This is a genomic window from Mesorhizobium sp. CNPSo 4671 (genome assembly GCF_057784245.1).
This window is the reverse complement of record NZ_JBWLUW010000003.1, coordinates 467,954-483,959: the sequence shown is the minus strand read 5'-3', so window position 1 is coordinate 483,959 and position 16,006 is coordinate 467,954. Positions and strand designations below refer to the sequence as shown.

The following is a 16,006-nucleotide window of genomic DNA, read 5'->3' as shown; positions in this document are numbered from 1 at the left end:
TCGCAAAACCTCTGGTCAGTTCGCCGCCGCGGTCTGCGCGGCGCCGATGGATGCGGTGACATTGGTGACGAGCGACTTGACCGATTGGGCCGTCGCATCGAAGACGGGAGCGGGATAGACGCCGAAGAAGATGACCAGCACGACCAGCGGGTAGATGATCGCCTTCTCACGCGCCGACAGGTCGAGCAGCCCCTTCAGGCTGTCCTTGGTCAGCGCGCCGAAAATCACCCGGCGATAGAGCCAGAGCGCGTAGGCCGCCGACAGGATGACGCCGGTGGCGGCGAAGAACGCCACCCAGGTGTTGACCCGGAACACGCCAAGCATGGTCAGGAACTCGCCGACGAAGCCGCTGGTGCCCGGCAGGCCGACATTGGCCATGGTGAAGACCATGAACACGGTGGCGTATTTCGGCATGTTGTTGACCAGCCCGCCATAGGCGACGATCTCACGCGTGTGCATGCGATCATAGATGACGCCCACACAGAGGAACAGCGCGCCCGACACGAGGCCATGGCTGAGCATCTGGAAGATCGCGCCCTGCACGCCTTCCTGGTTCATGGCGAAGATGCCCATGGTGACGAAGCCCATATGGGCGACCGACGAATAGGCGATCAGCTTCTTCATATCCTCCTGCATCAGCGCCACCAGCGAGGTGTAGATGATGGCGACGACCGACAGCGTGAACACCAGCGGCGCGAACATTTCGGACGCCAACGGGAACATCGGCAGCGAGAAGCGCAGGAAGCCGTACCCGCCCATTTTCAGGAGAATGGCGGCCAGGATAACCGAACCTGCCGTCGGCGCCTCGACGTGGGCATCCGGCAGCCAAGTGTGCACCGGCCACATCGGCATCTTCACCGCGAAGGAGGCAAAGAAGGCCAGCCACAGCCATGTCTGCATGTTGGCCGGGAATTGGTGCGTCAACAGCGTCGGGATGTCGGTCGTGCCGGACTGATAGAACATCGCCATGATGGCAAGCAGCATCAGCACCGAACCGGCAAGCGTATAGAGGAAGAACTTGAACGAGGCATAGACGCGCCGCTTGCCGCCCCAGACGCCGATGATGATGAACATCGGGATCAGGCCGGCTTCGAAGAAGACGTAGAACAGCACGATGTCCAGTGCGCAGAACACGCCGATCATCAGCGTCTCGAGCAAAAGGAAGGCGATCATGTAGGCCTTGACGCGCTTCTCGATCGCTTCCCATGAAGCGAGGATGCAGAGCGGCATCAGGAAGGTCGTCAGGATGACGAACAGCATGGAAATGCCGTCGACGCCCATATGGTAGGAAATGCCGGAGTCGAGCCAGGCGTATTTCTCTACGAACTGGAAGCCGGCCTGCGAATTGTCGAAGCCGGTCCAGATGAACAGCGAGATGATGAAGGTGAACGTCGTCGTCAACAGCGCGATGGCGCGGATGTTGCGGCGCGCGTTTTCGCTGTCATCCCTGATGAACAGGATGAGCAGCACACCCACCAGCGGCAGGAAGGTGACCAGCGAGAGAAGATTGGACCAGGCGGTCATCAGAGCATCATCCAGGTGACGAGTGCGGCAACGCCGATAAGCATGGCGAAGGCATAGTGGTAGAGGTAGCCGGTCTGCAGCTTGACGACGCGGTTGGTGACATCGACGACGCGCGCCGAAATACCGTCCGGCCCGAGCCCGTCGATGATGGTGCCATCGCCGGTCTTCCACAGGAAATGGCCGAGGCGCTTGGCCGGGCCAACGAACAGGAAGTCGTAAAGCTCGTCAAAATACCACTTGTTGAGCAGGAAGGCGTAGAGCCCGCGATGCTGCGCGGCGAGATTGACGGGCATTTCCGGCGAGCGGATGTAGAACTTCCACGCCAGCGCGAAGCCGATCAGCATGGCGATGAAGGGCGACAGTTCGACCCACAGCGGCAATTCATGGATCTCATGCAGGATGTGGTTGTCCGGCAATGTGAACAATGACGCCTTCCAGAATTCGGCATAGCCCTCACCGATGAAGGAATTGTGGAAGATGATGCCGGCAAACAGCGCGCCTGCGGCCAGCACGAACAGCGGCACCAGCATCACCGGCGGCGATTCATGGACGTGGTGCATCACCTCATGGCTCGCCCGCGGCTTGCCGTGGAAGGTCATGAAGATCAGGCGCCAGGAGTAGAAGGAGGTGAAGCAAGCGGCGATGACTAGCAGGATGAAGGCAATGCCGGCGACCGAATTGTGCCCGGCAAAGGCAGCCTCGATGATGGCGTCCTTGGAGAAGAAACCGGCGGTGCCGATGACCGTCACCGGAATGCCGACGCCGGTCAGCGCCAGCGTGCCGATCACCATCATCCAGTAGGTGGTCGGGATCAGCTTGCGCAGACCGCCCATCTTGCGCATGTCCTGCTCGTCGGAGACGGCATGGATGACCGAGCCCGAGCCGAGGAACAGCAGCGCCTTGAAGAAGGCATGCGTGAACAGATGGAAGATCGCCGCGCCATAAGCGCCGACGCCGAGCGCCACGAACATGTAGCCGAGCTGCGAGCAGGTCGAATAAGCGATGACACGCTTGATGTCGTTCTGGACCAGACCGACGGTCGCCGCGAAGAAGGCGGTGAAGGCGCCGATGAAGGTCACCACGGTCAGCGCCGAATGCGACAGCTCGAACAGCGGCGACAGCCGCGCCAGCATGAACACGCCCGCGGTCACCATGGTGGCGGCATGGATGAGCGCGGAGACCGGCGTCGGGCCTTCCATGGCGTCCGGCAGCCAAGTGTGCAGCGGCACCTGCGCCGACTTGCCCATGGCGCCCATGAACAGCAGCAGGCAGACGACGGTCATGGCCGACTGCTTGTCCAGCGCATGGCCAAGGAAGGTCAGCACGGCCGCCCCTTGCGGCGCGCCTTCGGCCGGAATGAACGTCGCCGCGTTGGCGAAGATGGTGCCGAGATTGACCGAGCCGAACAGCACGAACACGCCGAAAATGCCCAGCGCGAAACCGAAATCACCGACACGGTTGACGACGAAGGCCTTGATCGCCGCGGCATTGGCCGACGGCTTCTTGTACCAGAAGCCGATCAGCAGGTAGGAGGCGAGACCCACGCCTTCCCAGCCGAAGAACATCTGCACCAGATTGTCGGCGGTCACCAGCATCAGCATGGCGAAGGTGAACAGCGACAGATAGGCGAAGAAGCGCGGCCGGTTCGGATCGTGGTGCATGTAGCCGATCGAATAGATGTGAACCAGCGCCGAGACAGTGTTGACCACGACCAGCATCACCACTGTCAGCGTATCAATGCGCAGCGCCCAGGAGACGTCCAGCCCGCCGGACTGGATCCAGTGCAGCACCGGCACGGTGAACACCTCGCCATGGCCGAAGCCGACGCTGAAGAAGGCAACCCACGACAACACGGCCGAAATCACCAGGAAACCCGAGGTGATGTATTCGGACGCCTTGGCGCCGAGCGACGTGCCGAACAGGCCGACGATCAGGAAGCCGAGCAGTGGAAGGAAGACGATGGCCTGATACATGGTGGTTCCGTCAACCCTTCATCTGGTTCACGTCTTCGACCGCGATCGAGCCGCGGTTGCGGAAGAAGACGACGAGAATGGCAAGTCCGATGGCAGCCTCGGCGGCAGCGACCGTCAGCACGAACAGCGCGAACACCTGGCCGACAAGGTCATGCAGCGCCGCCGAAAAGGCGACGAAATTGATGTTGACCGCGAGCAGGATCAGCTCGACCGACATCAGGATGACGATGATGTTCCTGCGGTTCAGGAAGATGCCGAACACGCCGAGCGTGAACAGGATCGCCGATACGGTCAGATAATGTGCAATGCCGACGACCATCTCAGACTCCTTCGCCCGACTTGACCTTACGGATTTCCATGCCGGTGGCCGGCGTGCGGCCGACCTGGGCTGCGATCGACTGCCGCTTGACCCCTTCCTTATGGCGCAGCGTCAGCACGATGGCGCCGATCATGGCGACCAGCAGGATGAGGCCCGAAATCTGGAAGTAGTAGAGGTAGTCGGTATAGAGGATGTCGCCGAGTGCGGCCGTGTTCGAGCGCGCGGCGAGATCGGGAATAGGCTTCGAAACCGTCGCGGCCAGCTTCGGCGCGAAGGTGTAGCCGCCCAGCACCACGATCAGCTCCGCCGCCAGGATCAGCCCGACCAGCGCGCCGATCGGCGCATATTGCAGGGCGCCTTCCTTCATCTCGGCGAAATCGACGTCAAGCATCATGACGACGAACAGGAACAGCACCATGACCGCGCCGACATAGACGACGAGCAGGATCATCGCCAGGAACTCGGCGCCGGTCAGCATGAACAGGCCGGCGGCGTTGAAGAAGGTCAGGATCAGGAACAGCACCGAATGCACGGGGTTGCGCGACGAAATGACCATGAACGCCGACGCCACGGCGACAAAGGCGAAGAGGTAGAAAAAGGCCGCCTCTAGTCCACTCAGCATTGGGGTTCCCCCGGGTTCCTGTCCAAACAGGACGTTCGTCCTGTTTGATTTCTGCGACCGCCTCCGGTCGTCAAGTTGCGTGTTCCTATCGCATGTTCCGATCGGGTTGAAAGACCCGATCGAAAGAAACATGCGACACTCTTTTCATCCGGAGGATGATCTGGTCCGAAAAGTCTGCAACTTTTCGGGGTCATCCTCTGGACGAGGCCCCTCGCCCCGTCCATGCGTCAAATATCAGCGGTACGGCGCATCCAGCGAGATGTTGCGCGCCAGTTCGCGCTCCCACCGGTCGCCATTCGCCAGCAGCTTGTCCTTGTCGTAGTAGAGTTCCTCGCGCGTCTCCGTCGCGAACTCGAAATTCGGCCCCTCGACGATGGCGTCGACCGGGCAGGCTTCCTGGCAGAAGCCGCAATAGATGCACTTCACCATGTCGATGTCATAACGCACCGTGCGGCGCGTGCCGTCATTGCGGCGCGGGCCGGCCTCGATGGTGATGGCCTGCGCCGGGCAGATTGCTTCGCACAGCTTGCAGGCGATGCAGCGTTCCTCGCCATTGGGATAACGGCGCAGTGCATGCTCGCCCCGGAAGCGCGGGCTGGTCGGCCCCTTCTCGTGCGGATAGTTGATCGTCTCCTTCGGCGCGAAGAACTGGCGCATCGACAGGAAGAAGGCGCTGACGAAATCCTGCAGCAGCAGCGATTTGGCGGCTTGGCCGAGAGCGGACATCACGCAAACCCCGTGATCTTGAGAAAGGCTGCGGTGGCGACCACCATGAACAGCGAGATCGGCAGGAACACTTTCCAGCCCAGCCGCATCAGCTGGTCGTAGCGGTAGCGCGGCACGAAGGCCTTCACCATCGAGATGCCGAAGAACACGAAGCAGACCTTCAGCACGAACCAGATGACGCCGGGCACCCAGGTGAAGGGCGCGAAGTCGAAGGGCGGCAGCCAGCCGCCGAGGAACAGGATGGTGGCCAGCGCGCACATCAGGACGATGGCGACATACTCGCCGAGGAAGAACAGCAGGAACGGCGTCGACGAATATTCGACCATGTGGCCGGCAACCAGTTCCGATTCGGCTTCGACCAGGTCGAAAGGCGGCCGGTTCGTCTCGGCCAGCGCCGAGATGAAGAAGATGATGAACATCGGGAACAGCGCGAGCCAGTTCCAGTCGAGGAAGGTGTTGGGCAGGCCAAGCCGCGTGCCAATTCCACCCTGCTGCGACAGCACGATATCGCTGAGGTTGAGCGAGCCGGCGGTGAGCAGCACGGTGACGATGACGAAGCCGATCGAGACTTCGTAGGACACCATCTGCGCGGCCGAACGCAGCGCGCCGAGGAACGGATATTTCGAGTTGGACGCCCAGCCGCCCATGATCACGCCATAGACCTCGAGCGAGGAAATGGCGAAGACATAGAGGATGCCGACATTGACGTTGGCGATCGCCCAACCCTCATTGACCGGAATGACGGCCCAGGCCGAGATCGCCAGCACGGCAGAGACCAGCGGCGCCAGCAGGAAAACGCCCTTGTTGGCGCCGGACGGGATGACCGGCTCCTTGAAGACGAATTTCAACAGATCGGCGAAGGCCTGCAGCGTGCCCCAGGGGCCGACGACGTTCGGGCCGCGGCGCAACTGCACCGCCGCCCAGATCTTGCGATCGGCGTAGAGGATGTAGGCGACGAAGACCAGCAGCACCACGATCAGCACGACTGACTTCAAGAGGATCAGCAGCGCCGGCAGCACGTAGAAGGAGAAGAAGGTGTCCATGCTTATTCCGCCGCCTGCTTGAAGCCGCTCTTGGCCAGTGCCGAGCATTCCGCCATCACGGCGGACGCCCGCGCGATCGGGTTGGTCAGGTAGAAATCCTTGACCGGAGAGGTGAAGGTACCCTTGTTCAGCCGCCCGCCGAGCTTCGCCACCTTGGCGATGTCCTCGGCATTGCCGGCGGCTACCTGATCGATGCGGGCCAGATGCGGATACTCGCCATAGAGTTTCGCGCGCAGCTGCGGCAGCGAATCGAACGGCAGTTTCTTGCCCAGCACGTCCGACAACGCCCTCAGGATCGCCCAGTCTTCGCGGGCATCACCCGGTGCGAAGCCGGCGCGGTTGGTCTGCTGCACACGCCCTTCGGTGTTGACGTAGGTGCCCGACTTTTCCGTGTAGGCGGCAGCCGGCAGGATGACATTGGCGCGGTGCGCGCCCTGGTCGCCATGGGTGCCGATATAGACGACGAAGGCGCCACCGGTCTTGCCCATGTCGATCTCGTCGGCCCCGAGCAGGAACAGCACGTCCGTTTCGCCCAGCATGCCGGCAACGTCCTTGCCGCCCTCGCCCGGCACGAAACCGAGATCGAGGCCGCCGACTCTGGCCGCCGCATTGTGCAGCACGGCAAAGCCGTTCCAGTCGGCGCGTGCTGCGTTGACAGAAGCAGCGAGCTTCGCCGCCTGGCCAAGCACCGCCGCGCCATCGGCGCGCGCCAGAGCGCCCTGGCCGATGATGATCAGCGGGTGCGTCGCCTTCTTCAGCGTCTGGAAGAACTTGCCATTGCCGTCGGCCAGATCCTTCAGCGAATCCGGCCCGGCGCCGAGCAGTTCATACTCGTAGCGCGTGTCGCCGATATCGCCGATGACGCCGACCGGCAGATTGCCGACCCGCCAGCGCTTGCGGATGCGCGCATTGAGCACCGAAGCTTCATAGCGCGGGTTGGCGCCGATGATCAGCACCGCGTCGGCCTGCTCGATGCCTTCGATGGTCGGATTGAAGATGTAGCTGGCGCGGCCGAGCGACGGATCGAGTGCGGCGCCATCCTGGCGGCAGTCGGTGTTCTTCGAACCGAGCGAAGCCATCAGCTGCTTCAGCGCGTAGATTTCTTCCACCGCAGCGAGATCGCCGGCGATAGCGCCGATCTTCTCGGGCGCTGCCTTCGACACCGCGTCCTTGATCGCGGCAAACGCCTCGGCCCAGCTTGCCGGAACCAGCTTGCCGTCCTTGCGCACATAGGGGCGGTCGAGGCGCTGCGTGCGCAATCCGTCCCAGATGAAGCGGGTCTTGTCGGAGATCCACTCCTCGTTCACCTGCTCGTTGACGCGCGGCAGGATGCGCATCACTTCGCGGCCTCGGCTATCGATGCGGATCGCCGAGCCGACCGCGTCCATCACGTCGATGGATTCGGTCTTGGTGAGCTCCCACGGCCGCGCCTGGAAGGCGAAGGGCTTGGAGGTCAGCGCGCCGACCGGGCAGAGATCGATGACATTGCCCTGCAGTTCCGACGTCATCGCCTGTTCGAGATAGGTGGTGATCTCGGCATCCTCGCCGCGGCCGATCAGGCCGAGTTCGGAAATGCCGGCAACTTCCGTGGTGAAGCGGACGCAGCGCGTGCAATGGATGCAGCGGTTCATCACCGTCTTGACCAGCGGCCCGATATACTTGTCCTCCACCGCGCGCTTGTTCTCGTGATAGCGCGAGGAATCGACACCGAAGGCCATCGCCTGGTCCTGCAGGTCGCATTCGCCGCCCTGGTCGCAGATCGGGCAATCCAGCGGATGGTTGATCAGCAGGAACTCCATCACGCCTTCCCGGGCCTTCTTGACCATCGGCGTGTTGGTGAAGATTTCCGGCGGCTCGCCATTGGGGCCGGGGCGCAAGTCGCGCACGCCCATGGCGCAGGAGGCCTGCGGCTTGGGCGGCCCGCCCTTCACCTCGATCAGGCACATGCGGCAATTGCCGGCGATCGACAGCCGCTCATGGAAGCAGAAGCGCGGCACTTCCGCGCCCGCGTCTTCCGCCGCCTGCAGCAGCGTGTAGTGGTCGGGTACAGTGATCTCTTTCCCGTCGACCTTGAGCTTTGCCATTTCGCTTCAAACCCCTGCGGATTTCCCGCAATCTCATTTCCCGGGCGCGGCAGACGCAGCGTCCGGCATTTCATTCACTTCTTCACAGCCAGCACAGCCGCCTGGGCGGTCCAGTCGTCGCGGCCGATGCGGCCGTTGAACGACAGATAATCGTCGACCCAGGCGATCTCCTGCGGCGACCAGGCGGCGATCTGGGCATACGTCCAGATGCCAAGCCCGTTCAGCACCTTCTCCAGCTTCGGGCCGATGCCAGATATTGCCTTCAGGTCCGACGGTTTCGCCGGCTTGTCCATGGCCTTGGGCTGCCTGAAATCCTCCGGCAGCAGCACCTCGGCTGCCTCGCCCGTTGCCGGAGCGGCATTCGTCACCGGCACCGCGGTGGCGGCCTCCTTCGCAGCGATGTCGGTGACCTCCTGCGCAAAGGACTGCGCCTCGGCAATCAGGGTCTTGGCCGTCGCCCGCGCCTTGATGGACGACGTGTCCTCGAATTGCTCGACGCGCGCCTCGAAATCCTCGATCAGCGGCTGCATGAGGCGCTGCGATGCCTCGGCCGCTCCTGTGAGCGCGCCCAGCCAGACGCCGAAGGCGTGGTTGGCGAGCCCGATGCCAAGCGCCGACATCGCCGCCGCACCCGCGACAGGATGCACGAAAAGGTTGACGGCGCTGGCCATCTCCTTCGGCATCATCCTGGTCAGGTCCTGGTTCATCTTCTCGATCTGGTCCAAATTGGGCATCATTGGGTAGGGTGTCGAATACGCCGCCATAGAGTTCTCCTGGTCGTTTCTTCGTTCGCCCCGCCCCGTTATTCCCAAACTCACAAATTCGTCTATTCGGCCGCCACCATCACCGGTTCGGCCCGGTGCGCGTTGCGCGAAAACTCGTCGATGCGGCGCTCCACCTCGCCACGGAAATGCCGCATCAGGCCCTGGATCGGCCATGCCGCGGCATCGCCCAGCGCGCAGATCGTATGGCCCTCGACCTGCTTGGTGACGTCGAGCAACATGTCGATCTCGCGCTTCTGCGCCTCGCCGCGCACCAGCCGTTCCATCACCCGCCACATCCAGCCGGTGCCTTCGCGGCACGGCGTGCACTGGCCGCAGCTCTCATGCTTGTAGAAATAGGACAGCCGCGCGATCGCCTTCACGACGTCGGTCGACTTGTCCATGACAATGACGGCCGCCGTGCCGAGGCCGGATTTGAGGTCGCGCAGCGCGTCGAAATCCATCGGCGTGTCGATGATCTGCTCGGCCGGCACCAGCGGTACCGAGGCCCCGCCCGGAATGACCGCGAGCAGATTGTCCCAGCCGCCGCGGATGCCGCCGCAATGCGTCTCGATCAGTTCGCGGAACGGGATCGACATCGCCTCTTCGACGGTGCACGGGTTGTTGACGTGGCCCGACACGCAGAACAGCTTGGTGCCGACATTGTTGGGCCGGCCGAAGGACGAGAACCAGGCCGCTCCACGGCGCAGGATGGTCGGCGCCACCGCGATCGACTCGACATTGTTCACGGTTGTCGGACAACCGTACAGCCCAACATTGGCCGGGAATGGCGGCTTCAGCCTGGGTTGGCCCTTCTTGCCTTCGAGGCTCTCCAGCAGCGCCGTCTCCTCGCCGCAAATATAGGCGCCGGCGCCATGATGCATGTAGACGTCGAAATCGTAGCCTGACGTGTTGCCCTTGCCGATCAGCCTGGCCTCGTAGGCCTCGTCGATGGCGCGCTGCAGCGCCTCGCGCTCCCTGATGAACTCGCCGCGCACATAGATGTAGGCGGCAACCGCGCCCATGGCGAAACCAGCGAGCAGCGCCCCTTCGACCAGCGTGTGCGGATCGTTGCGCAGTATGTCGCGGTCCTTGCAGGTGCCGGGTTCGGATTCGTCGGCATTGATGACCAGGTAGCTCGGCCGGCCGTCGCTCTGCTTGGGCATGAACGACCATTTGAGGCCGGTCGGGAAGCCGGCGCCGCCACGGCCGCGCAGGCCCGACGCCTTCATCTCGTTGACGATCCATTCGCGCCCCTTGGCGACGATGCCGGGCGTGTTGTCCCAGGCGCCGCGCGCCATCGCGCCAGCCAGCGACTTGTCGAAGAGGCCGTAGATGTTGGTGAAGATGCGGTCTTTGTCCTGAAGCATTTTTCGTCCCTCAGACCGGCTTCTTGCCGAAAACGCGGATGTATTCGGCGACACCGCCCTTGGCGAGCGCCTTGGCCTGCTTGACCCAGTCGTCGCGGTCGATACGGCCGTGGAAGGAAAGATAGCCGTCGACCCACTCGCGCTCGGCCTTCTTCCACGACGCGACCTGTGCGAAGGTGAAAATACCCAGCGTATGCAGCACGCCCTCGATCTTCGGGCCGACGCCGGAGATGAGCTTGAGATCGTCGACCGCGGCCGGCCTGTCGATGCCGGCCGGACGGTTCTTGTCCTCCAGCGACGGTTTCGCCGGCTTTGCCGCCGGCGCCTTGGCTTCCGGCGCCTTGAAGGCAGCGGCCGGTTCGGCCTTGGCCGTCGGCCCGTTGCGCTGCTTGGAGACCTTCTCGACTTCCGGCGCTGCCGTGTTGGCGTTGGCGGCCGAATGCGGCGGCGCCGAAACGCTCGCCGCCTTCTCCGCCGCCGGCGCCACCTCGGTCTTTGACGGTGTCTTCAACGCCGGGCTGGTTTCAGGCGCATCGGTCTTCGGCTTGCTGGCATTGGACGGTGCGACGGGAGCGGCATCGGGTGCCGGAACGGGCGCGGCAATGATCGCGCCGGGTGCCGCCTTGGCGGCCTTTGCAGCCTCCCTGGCCTCCCTGTCACGGGTCGACTTGAGGATCGCCTTTTCGCTCTTCAGCGTCGTCAGGCCGGAGGCCGGCTCCGAGCCGGTACGGCCGTTCTGCGGTCCCGGCGCCACCGAGGCGCCCTTGCCCGCGTCATAGAGATCGATGATTTCGGCCAGCCGTTCTGGCGTCAGATCCTCGAACGTATCCTTGAACACCATGACCATCGGCGCGTTGACGCAGGCGCCGAGGCACTCGACCTCTTCCCACGACAAGGTGCCCTTGTCGTTGGTGTGGAACTGGTCGTGATGGATTTTCGAACGGCAGACATCCATCAGCGCTTCCGAGCCGCGCAGCATGCAGGGCGTGGTGCCGCAGACCTGGATGTGGGCGCGGGTGCCGACGGGATTGAGCTGGTACTGCGTGTAGAAAGTAGCGACCTCGAGCCCGCGAATCCTGGGCATGCCGAGCATGTCGGAAATCGTCTCGATCGCTGCCTTGGTGACCCAGCCTTCCTGCTCCTGCGCGATCATCAACAAGGGAATGATCGCCGACTGCTCGCGGCCTTTCGGGTACTTCTTGATCCATTGCTTCGCTGCTGCCGCGTTCGCCCGGTTGAAGGCGAAGGAGGCTGGCTGGACGCTGGCTTCTGCGAGACGGCGGACTGACATTTAGCGATCGACCTCACCAAACACGATGTCGAGGGAGCCAAGAACGGCGGTGACGTCGGCCAGCATGTGGCCGCGGCAGAGGAAATCCATGGCTTGCAGATGCGCAAAGCCAGGGGCACGCAGCTTGCAGCGGTACGGCTTGTTCGTGCCGTCAGAGACGAGATAGACGCCGAACTCGCCCTTCGGCGCCTCGACGGCGGCATAGACCTCGCCGGCCGGCACACGGTAGCCCTCGGTGTAGAGCTTGAAGTGATGGATCAGCGCTTCCATCGACCGCTTCATTGCCTGGCGCTTCGGCGGCACCACCTTGCCGTCCAAGTTCGATACCGGGCCGGTGCTTTCCTTTCCGAGCAAGAGATCGACGCACTGGCGCATGATCCGGGCCGACTGGCGCATCTCTTCCATGCGCACGAGGTAACGGTCGTAGCAGTCGCCATTCTTGCCGATCGGAATATCGAAATCCATTTCCGAATAGCATTCATAGGGTTGCGACTTACGCAGGTCCCACGGCGCACCGGAACCGCGCACCATGACACCGGAAAAGCCCCAGGCCCACGCATCGGCCAGCGAAACGATGCCGATATCGACATTGCGCTGCTTGAAGATGCGGTTGCCGGTCAGCAGACGATCGAGGTCGTCGATCGACTTCAGGAACGGGTCGATCCACTTGCCGATGTCCTCGACCAGCTGGCGCGGCAGATCCTGGTGGACGCCGCCGGGCCGGAAATAGGCGGCATGCATGCGCGAGCCGGAGGCGCGCTCATAAAACACCATCAGCTTTTCGCGCTCGACGAAGCCCCACAGCGGCGGCGTCAGCGCGCCGACGTCCATAGCCTGCGTCGTCACATTGAGGATGTGCGACATGATGCGGCCGATCTCGCAATAAAGCACACGGATCAGCTGGCCGCGCCTCGGCACCTCGATACCGAGCAGGCGCTCGGCGGCGAGTGCAAAGGCATGCTCCTGGTTCATCGGCGCGCAATAGTCGAGCCGATCGAGATAAGGCACCGCCTGCAGATAGGTCTTGGCCTCGATCAGCTTCTCGGTGCCGCGATGCAGCAGGCCGATATGCGGATCGACGCGATCGACGACTTCGCCGTCGAGCTCCAGCACGAGGCGCAAAACGCCATGCGCCGCAGGGTGTTGCGGCCCGAAATTGATGTTGAAATTGCGGACGGAGGTTTCAGCCATTCTGGCGCCTCAATTCGTCTTGGCTTTTTCGTCCCCGGGCAGCACATAGTCCGTGCCTTCCCAAGGGGAAAGAAAATCGAAATTGCGGAATTCCTGCTTGAGCTCGACCGGCTCGTAGATGACGCGCTTGGCTTCGTCGTCGTAACGCACTTCGACAAAGCCGGTCAGCGGGAAATCCTTGCGCAGCGGATGGCCTTCGAAGCCGTAATCGGTCAGCAGGCGGCGCAGATCGGGATGGCCCGAGAACAGCACGCCATAGAGATCGTAAGTCTCACGCTCGAACCAGTCGGCACCCGGGAACACGCCGGTGATCGACGGCACCATCGTCTCTTCGTCGGCCTGCACCTTGACGCGGATGCGGACATTCTGTTTCGGCGAAAGCAGGTGGTAGACAACGTCGAAGCGCTTGGCGCGCGACGGATAGTCGGCGCCACAGACATCGATGATCGAGATGAACTGGCAGCGCGCATCGTCGCGCAGGAACGTCACCACTTCGATGAGGTTGCCCGGCTCGACATGGATGGTGAGCTCGCCATAGGCGATCGCCTCGTCAGAGACGCGGCCGATCAGCTTTTCGCCGAGATAGGTCGACAGTTCGCTAAGGGATGCGGCCATGGATTTACCGTTCGATCGTGCCGGTGCGGCGGATTTTCTTCTGCAAGAGAAGAATGCCGTAGAGCAGGGCTTCGGCGCTCGGCGGGCAGCCGGGCACATAGATATCGACCGGCACGATGCGGTCGCAGCCGCGCACTACCGAATAGGAATAGTGGTAATAGCCGCCGCCATTGGCGCACGAGCCCATCGAGATGACGTAGCGCGGCTCCGGCATCTGGTCGTAGACCTTGCGCAGCGCCGGCGCCATCTTGTTGGTCAGCGTGCCGGCGACGATCATGATGTCGGACTGGCGCGGAGACGCGCGCGGCGCCACACCGAAGCGCTCCGAATCGTAGCGCGGCATCGAGGTGTGAATCATCTCGACGGCGCAGCACGCCAGACCGAAGGTCATAAACATCAGCGAGCCGCTGCGCGCCCAGGTGATCAGCGCCTCGGTCGAGGTGACCAGGAAACCCTTGTCGGCAAGCTCATTGTTGATTTCGAGGAAGAAGGGATCGTCCTCTCCCACCGGCCGGCCGGTGTTGGGATCGATAATGCCCTTCGGCTTCGGCGCGACGAGGGTGCCTGAACTGTCGTTCAATCCCATTCCAGCGCTCCTTTTTTCCATTCATAGGCAAAGCCGATGGTCAGCACTGCCAAAAACACCATCATCGACCAGAAACCCAGCATGCCGATCTTCGTGAAGGACACCGCCCAGGGAAACAGGAAGGCCACTTCGAGGTCGAAGATGATGAACAGGATCGACACCAGGTAGAAGCGGATGTCGAATTTCATGCGGGCATCGTCGAACGAATTGAAACCGCACTCGTAGGCGGAAAGCTTTTCGGGATCGGGATTGCGATAGGCCACCAGGAACGGTGCGGCCAGCAGCGCCAGGCCGACGACCAGCGCCACGCCGATGAACAGGACGATGGGCAGGTACGAACTGAGGAGTGCGTTCATGCAGCGGCTTTCCGTTGGCGCCAATCCACTTTGATTACAGCACCGGACCTTAATGCGGAAGCGTGACAGATTAACCGCTGAACCGTTTTAAGGGGCCTATGCTGCAACGCGGCGAGGGTTAGCGCAGCACTTCCAGCGAAGCAAGTCAAACCTTGTTCAAAAGCCCGACCTGGACGGCATATCCGGAGAAACTGGTCCGATCCGCTCTTGTTTGATTTCCTTCGCTTTTTACTCCACTTTTCTCTCCTGACAGGGTTGCCGCCAAAACCCTGCTAGCATGGGCCGGAATCACCCATCGGACTCTCGACCTGGACGCCCTTAGAGTGACAGCTGCATGAACGAAAAGATCTCGCTTGCCATGGCACGGCGCATCGCGCTCGCCGCTCAAGGATTTCTCGATCCGCGCCCAAATGGCACACCTGACCGCCGCCACCTCGCCCGCGTGCTCTCCCGCACCGGCCTGCTGCAGATCGATTCCGTCAGCGCGGTGGTGCGCGCTCACTATATGCCGCTCTATTCGCGCCTTGGCCCCTACCCGCTCGCCTTACTCGACAATGCCGCGGTGACCCGCAAGCGCACGGTGTTCGAATACTGGGCGCACGAGGCCTCCTTCCTGCCGGTCGAGACCTACCCGCTGATGCGCTGGCGCATGCAGCGCGCCGAGCAAGGCGACGAGATGTATCTGGGCCTGGCCAAATGGGGCCGCGAACACGCCGCCTATATAGAAGAGATCTACCGCGCGGTCGCCGAGCGCGGCCCGATCGCCGCCTCCGCGCTCGAAGGCCAGAAGGGTTCGGGCGGCTGGTGGGGCTGGAGCCATGCCAAACATGCCTTCGAATGGCTGTTCTGGGCCGGGCGCATCACCACGGCGCACCGCCGCGGCTTCGAGCGCTTCTATGATTTGCCCGAGCGCGTCCTGCCGCAGGCGATCCTCGATCTGCCGGTGCCTGCCCCGGAGGACGCGCATCGCGAATTGCTAAGCATCTCCGCCCGCGCCCATGGCATCGCGACATCAGGCGATTTGCGCGACTACTTTCGACTGTCGCCGGCCGACATGAAGGGCCGGTTGGAGGAACTGGTCGAGTTGGGCGAGCTCGTGCCGGTGCGCGTCGAAGGCTGGGACAAGCCGGCCTACCTTCATAAGGACGCCCGCTTGCCCCGAAAAATCGAGGCGCGCGCCTTGCTCGCACCGTTCGACCCGGTTGTCTTCGAGCGCTCGCGCTCGGAGCGGCTGTTCGATTTCCACTACCGCATCGAGATCTACACGCCGGCCGAAAAGCGCCAATACGGCTACTACGTCCTGCCCTTCCTGTTCGGCGACCGGATCGTCGCGCGCGTCGACCTCAAGGCAGACCGGCCAGCCAGCGTCCTGCGCATCCATGCCGCCTACCCTGAGCCCAACGCACCGCCTGAAACCGCTGCGCAGCTCTTTGAGGAACTGAAGCAGATGCAGGGCTGGCTCGGCCTTGAACGCATGGAGGTGACACCGGCCGGCGATCTGGGCCCGGCGTTGGCCGACATCGCCGTGTCGTAAGCCCGCGTTGA

At 62.9% G+C, this 16,006-nt stretch carries 15 protein-coding genes; 1 reads left to right on the top strand and 14 read right to left on the bottom strand.

All coding sequences use genetic code 11. The annotated features are described in order from the left end of the window. Positions 1-15 precede the first annotated feature (15 nt). The 14 genes from AC04SF_RS10505 to AC04SF_RS10440 form a co-directional block, all read right to left on the bottom strand. Positions 16-1,524, bottom strand: coding sequence for an NADH-quinone oxidoreductase subunit M (locus AC04SF_RS10505; RefSeq protein ID WP_488477730.1), 1,509 nt, complete (start codon positions 1,522-1,524; stop codon positions 16-18). Further along, a complete protein-coding gene (gene nuoL, locus AC04SF_RS10500) occupies positions 1,524-3,497 on the bottom strand; it encodes an NADH-quinone oxidoreductase subunit L (protein WP_488477729.1) in 1,974 nt (657 codons plus the stop codon). The genes AC04SF_RS10505 and nuoL overlap by 1 nt, the downstream gene beginning before the upstream one ends. Positions 3,498-3,507: 10 nt before the next feature. Continuing rightward, positions 3,508-3,816 (bottom strand): NADH-quinone oxidoreductase subunit NuoK, encoded by a 309-nt coding sequence (gene nuoK, locus AC04SF_RS10495; RefSeq protein WP_095809415.1) that lies wholly within the window; start codon positions 3,814-3,816, stop codon positions 3,508-3,510. Position 3,817: 1 nt separating this feature from the next. Continuing rightward, the gene (locus AC04SF_RS10490) at positions 3,818-4,438 is read right to left on the bottom strand and encodes an NADH-quinone oxidoreductase subunit J (RefSeq protein WP_095204088.1); all 621 of its coding nucleotides are present in this window, start codon (positions 4,436-4,438) and stop codon (positions 3,818-3,820) included. A gap of 234 nt (positions 4,439-4,672) precedes the next feature. Then, complete coding sequence (gene nuoI / locus AC04SF_RS10485) at positions 4,673-5,164, bottom strand: NADH-quinone oxidoreductase subunit NuoI (RefSeq protein WP_096447170.1); 492 nt, start codon at positions 5,162-5,164, stop codon at positions 4,673-4,675. Further along, complete coding sequence (nuoH, locus tag AC04SF_RS10480) at positions 5,164-6,207, bottom strand: NADH-quinone oxidoreductase subunit NuoH (protein WP_488477728.1); 1,044 nt, start codon at positions 6,205-6,207, stop codon at positions 5,164-5,166. The genes nuoI and nuoH overlap by 1 nt, the downstream gene beginning before the upstream one ends. A gap of 2 nt (positions 6,208-6,209) precedes the next feature. After that, positions 6,210-8,291 (bottom strand): NADH-quinone oxidoreductase subunit NuoG, encoded by a 2,082-nt coding sequence (gene nuoG, locus AC04SF_RS10475; RefSeq protein ID WP_488477727.1) that lies wholly within the window; start codon positions 8,289-8,291, stop codon positions 6,210-6,212. Between the two features lie 74 nt (positions 8,292-8,365). Beyond that, complete coding sequence (locus AC04SF_RS10470) at positions 8,366-9,055, bottom strand: NADH-ubiquinone dehydrogenase (RefSeq protein ID WP_488477726.1); 690 nt, start codon at positions 9,053-9,055, stop codon at positions 8,366-8,368. Positions 9,056-9,117: 62 nt separating this feature from the next. After that, positions 9,118-10,422 carry an NADH-quinone oxidoreductase subunit NuoF gene (gene nuoF, locus AC04SF_RS10465; protein WP_488477725.1) on the bottom strand — a complete coding sequence of 435 codons (1,305 nt, stop codon included), beginning with the start codon at positions 10,420-10,422 and terminating at the stop codon, positions 9,118-9,120. A gap of 10 nt (positions 10,423-10,432) precedes the next feature. Then, complete coding sequence (locus AC04SF_RS10460; RefSeq protein WP_488477724.1) at positions 10,433-11,713, bottom strand: NADH-quinone oxidoreductase subunit E; 1,281 nt, start codon at positions 11,711-11,713, stop codon at positions 10,433-10,435. Beyond that, on the bottom strand, positions 11,714-12,904 hold the full coding sequence (locus AC04SF_RS10455; RefSeq protein ID WP_096447178.1) for an NADH-quinone oxidoreductase subunit D: 1,191 nt from the start codon (positions 12,902-12,904) through the stop codon (positions 11,714-11,716). It abuts the gene before it with no gap. A 9-nt stretch (positions 12,905-12,913) separates the two neighbouring features. Then, entirely contained in the window at positions 12,914-13,519 is a 606-nt protein-coding gene (locus tag AC04SF_RS10450; protein ID WP_488477723.1) for an NADH-quinone oxidoreductase subunit C, read from the bottom strand. 4 nt (positions 13,520-13,523) lie between these two features. Continuing rightward, complete coding sequence (locus AC04SF_RS10445; protein WP_013531090.1) at positions 13,524-14,105, bottom strand: NuoB/complex I 20 kDa subunit family protein; 582 nt, start codon at positions 14,103-14,105, stop codon at positions 13,524-13,526. Continuing rightward, entirely contained in the window at positions 14,096-14,461 is a 366-nt protein-coding gene (locus tag AC04SF_RS10440; protein WP_095204098.1) for an NADH-quinone oxidoreductase subunit A, read from the bottom strand. Before AC04SF_RS10440 ends, AC04SF_RS10445 begins: the two co-directional genes overlap by 10 nt. A 334-nt stretch (positions 14,462-14,795) precedes the next feature. On the opposite strand from AC04SF_RS10440, the gene AC04SF_RS10435 reads away from it, so the two are divergent. Next, positions 14,796-15,995 carry a winged helix-turn-helix domain-containing protein gene (locus tag AC04SF_RS10435; protein ID WP_488477722.1) on the top strand — a complete coding sequence of 400 codons (1,200 nt, stop codon included), beginning with the start codon at positions 14,796-14,798 and terminating at the stop codon, positions 15,993-15,995. Positions 15,996-16,006 lie beyond the last annotated feature (11 nt).

Coding starts and splice junctions, on each gene's coding strand:
- AC04SF_RS10505 (WP_488477730.1), bottom strand. CDS start 1,524: ATGACCGCCTGGTCCAATCTTCTCTCGCTGGTCACCTTCCTGCCGCTG.
- nuoL (WP_488477729.1), bottom strand. CDS start 3,497: ATGTATCAGGCCATCGTCTTCCTTCCACTGCTCGGCTTCCTGATCGTC.
- nuoK (WP_095809415.1), bottom strand. CDS start 3,816: ATGGTCGTCGGCATTGCACATTATCTGACCGTATCGGCGATCCTGTTC.
- AC04SF_RS10490 (WP_095204088.1), bottom strand. CDS start 4,438: ATGCTGAGTGGACTAGAGGCGGCCTTTTTCTACCTCTTCGCCTTTGTC.
- nuoI (WP_096447170.1), bottom strand. CDS start 5,164: ATGTCCGCTCTCGGCCAAGCCGCCAAATCGCTGCTGCTGCAGGATTTC.
- nuoH (WP_488477728.1), bottom strand. CDS start 6,207: ATGGACACCTTCTTCTCCTTCTACGTGCTGCCGGCGCTGCTGATCCTC.
- nuoG (WP_488477727.1), bottom strand. CDS start 8,291: ATGGCAAAGCTCAAGGTCGACGGGAAAGAGATCACTGTACCCGACCAC.
- AC04SF_RS10470 (WP_488477726.1), bottom strand. CDS start 9,055: ATGGCGGCGTATTCGACACCCTACCCAATGATGCCCAATTTGGACCAG.
- nuoF (WP_488477725.1), bottom strand. CDS start 10,422: ATGCTTCAGGACAAAGACCGCATCTTCACCAACATCTACGGCCTCTTC.
- AC04SF_RS10460 (WP_488477724.1), bottom strand. CDS start 11,713: ATGTCAGTCCGCCGTCTCGCAGAAGCCAGCGTCCAGCCAGCCTCCTTC.
- AC04SF_RS10455 (WP_096447178.1), bottom strand. CDS start 12,904: ATGGCTGAAACCTCCGTCCGCAATTTCAACATCAATTTCGGGCCGCAA.
- AC04SF_RS10450 (WP_488477723.1), bottom strand. CDS start 13,519: ATGGCCGCATCCCTTAGCGAACTGTCGACCTATCTCGGCGAAAAGCTG.
- AC04SF_RS10445 (WP_013531090.1), bottom strand. CDS start 14,105: ATGGGATTGAACGACAGTTCAGGCACCCTCGTCGCGCCGAAGCCGAAG.
- AC04SF_RS10440 (WP_095204098.1), bottom strand. CDS start 14,461: ATGAACGCACTCCTCAGTTCGTACCTGCCCATCGTCCTGTTCATCGGC.
- AC04SF_RS10435 (WP_488477722.1), top strand. CDS start 14,796: ATGAACGAAAAGATCTCGCTTGCCATGGCACGGCGCATCGCGCTCGCC.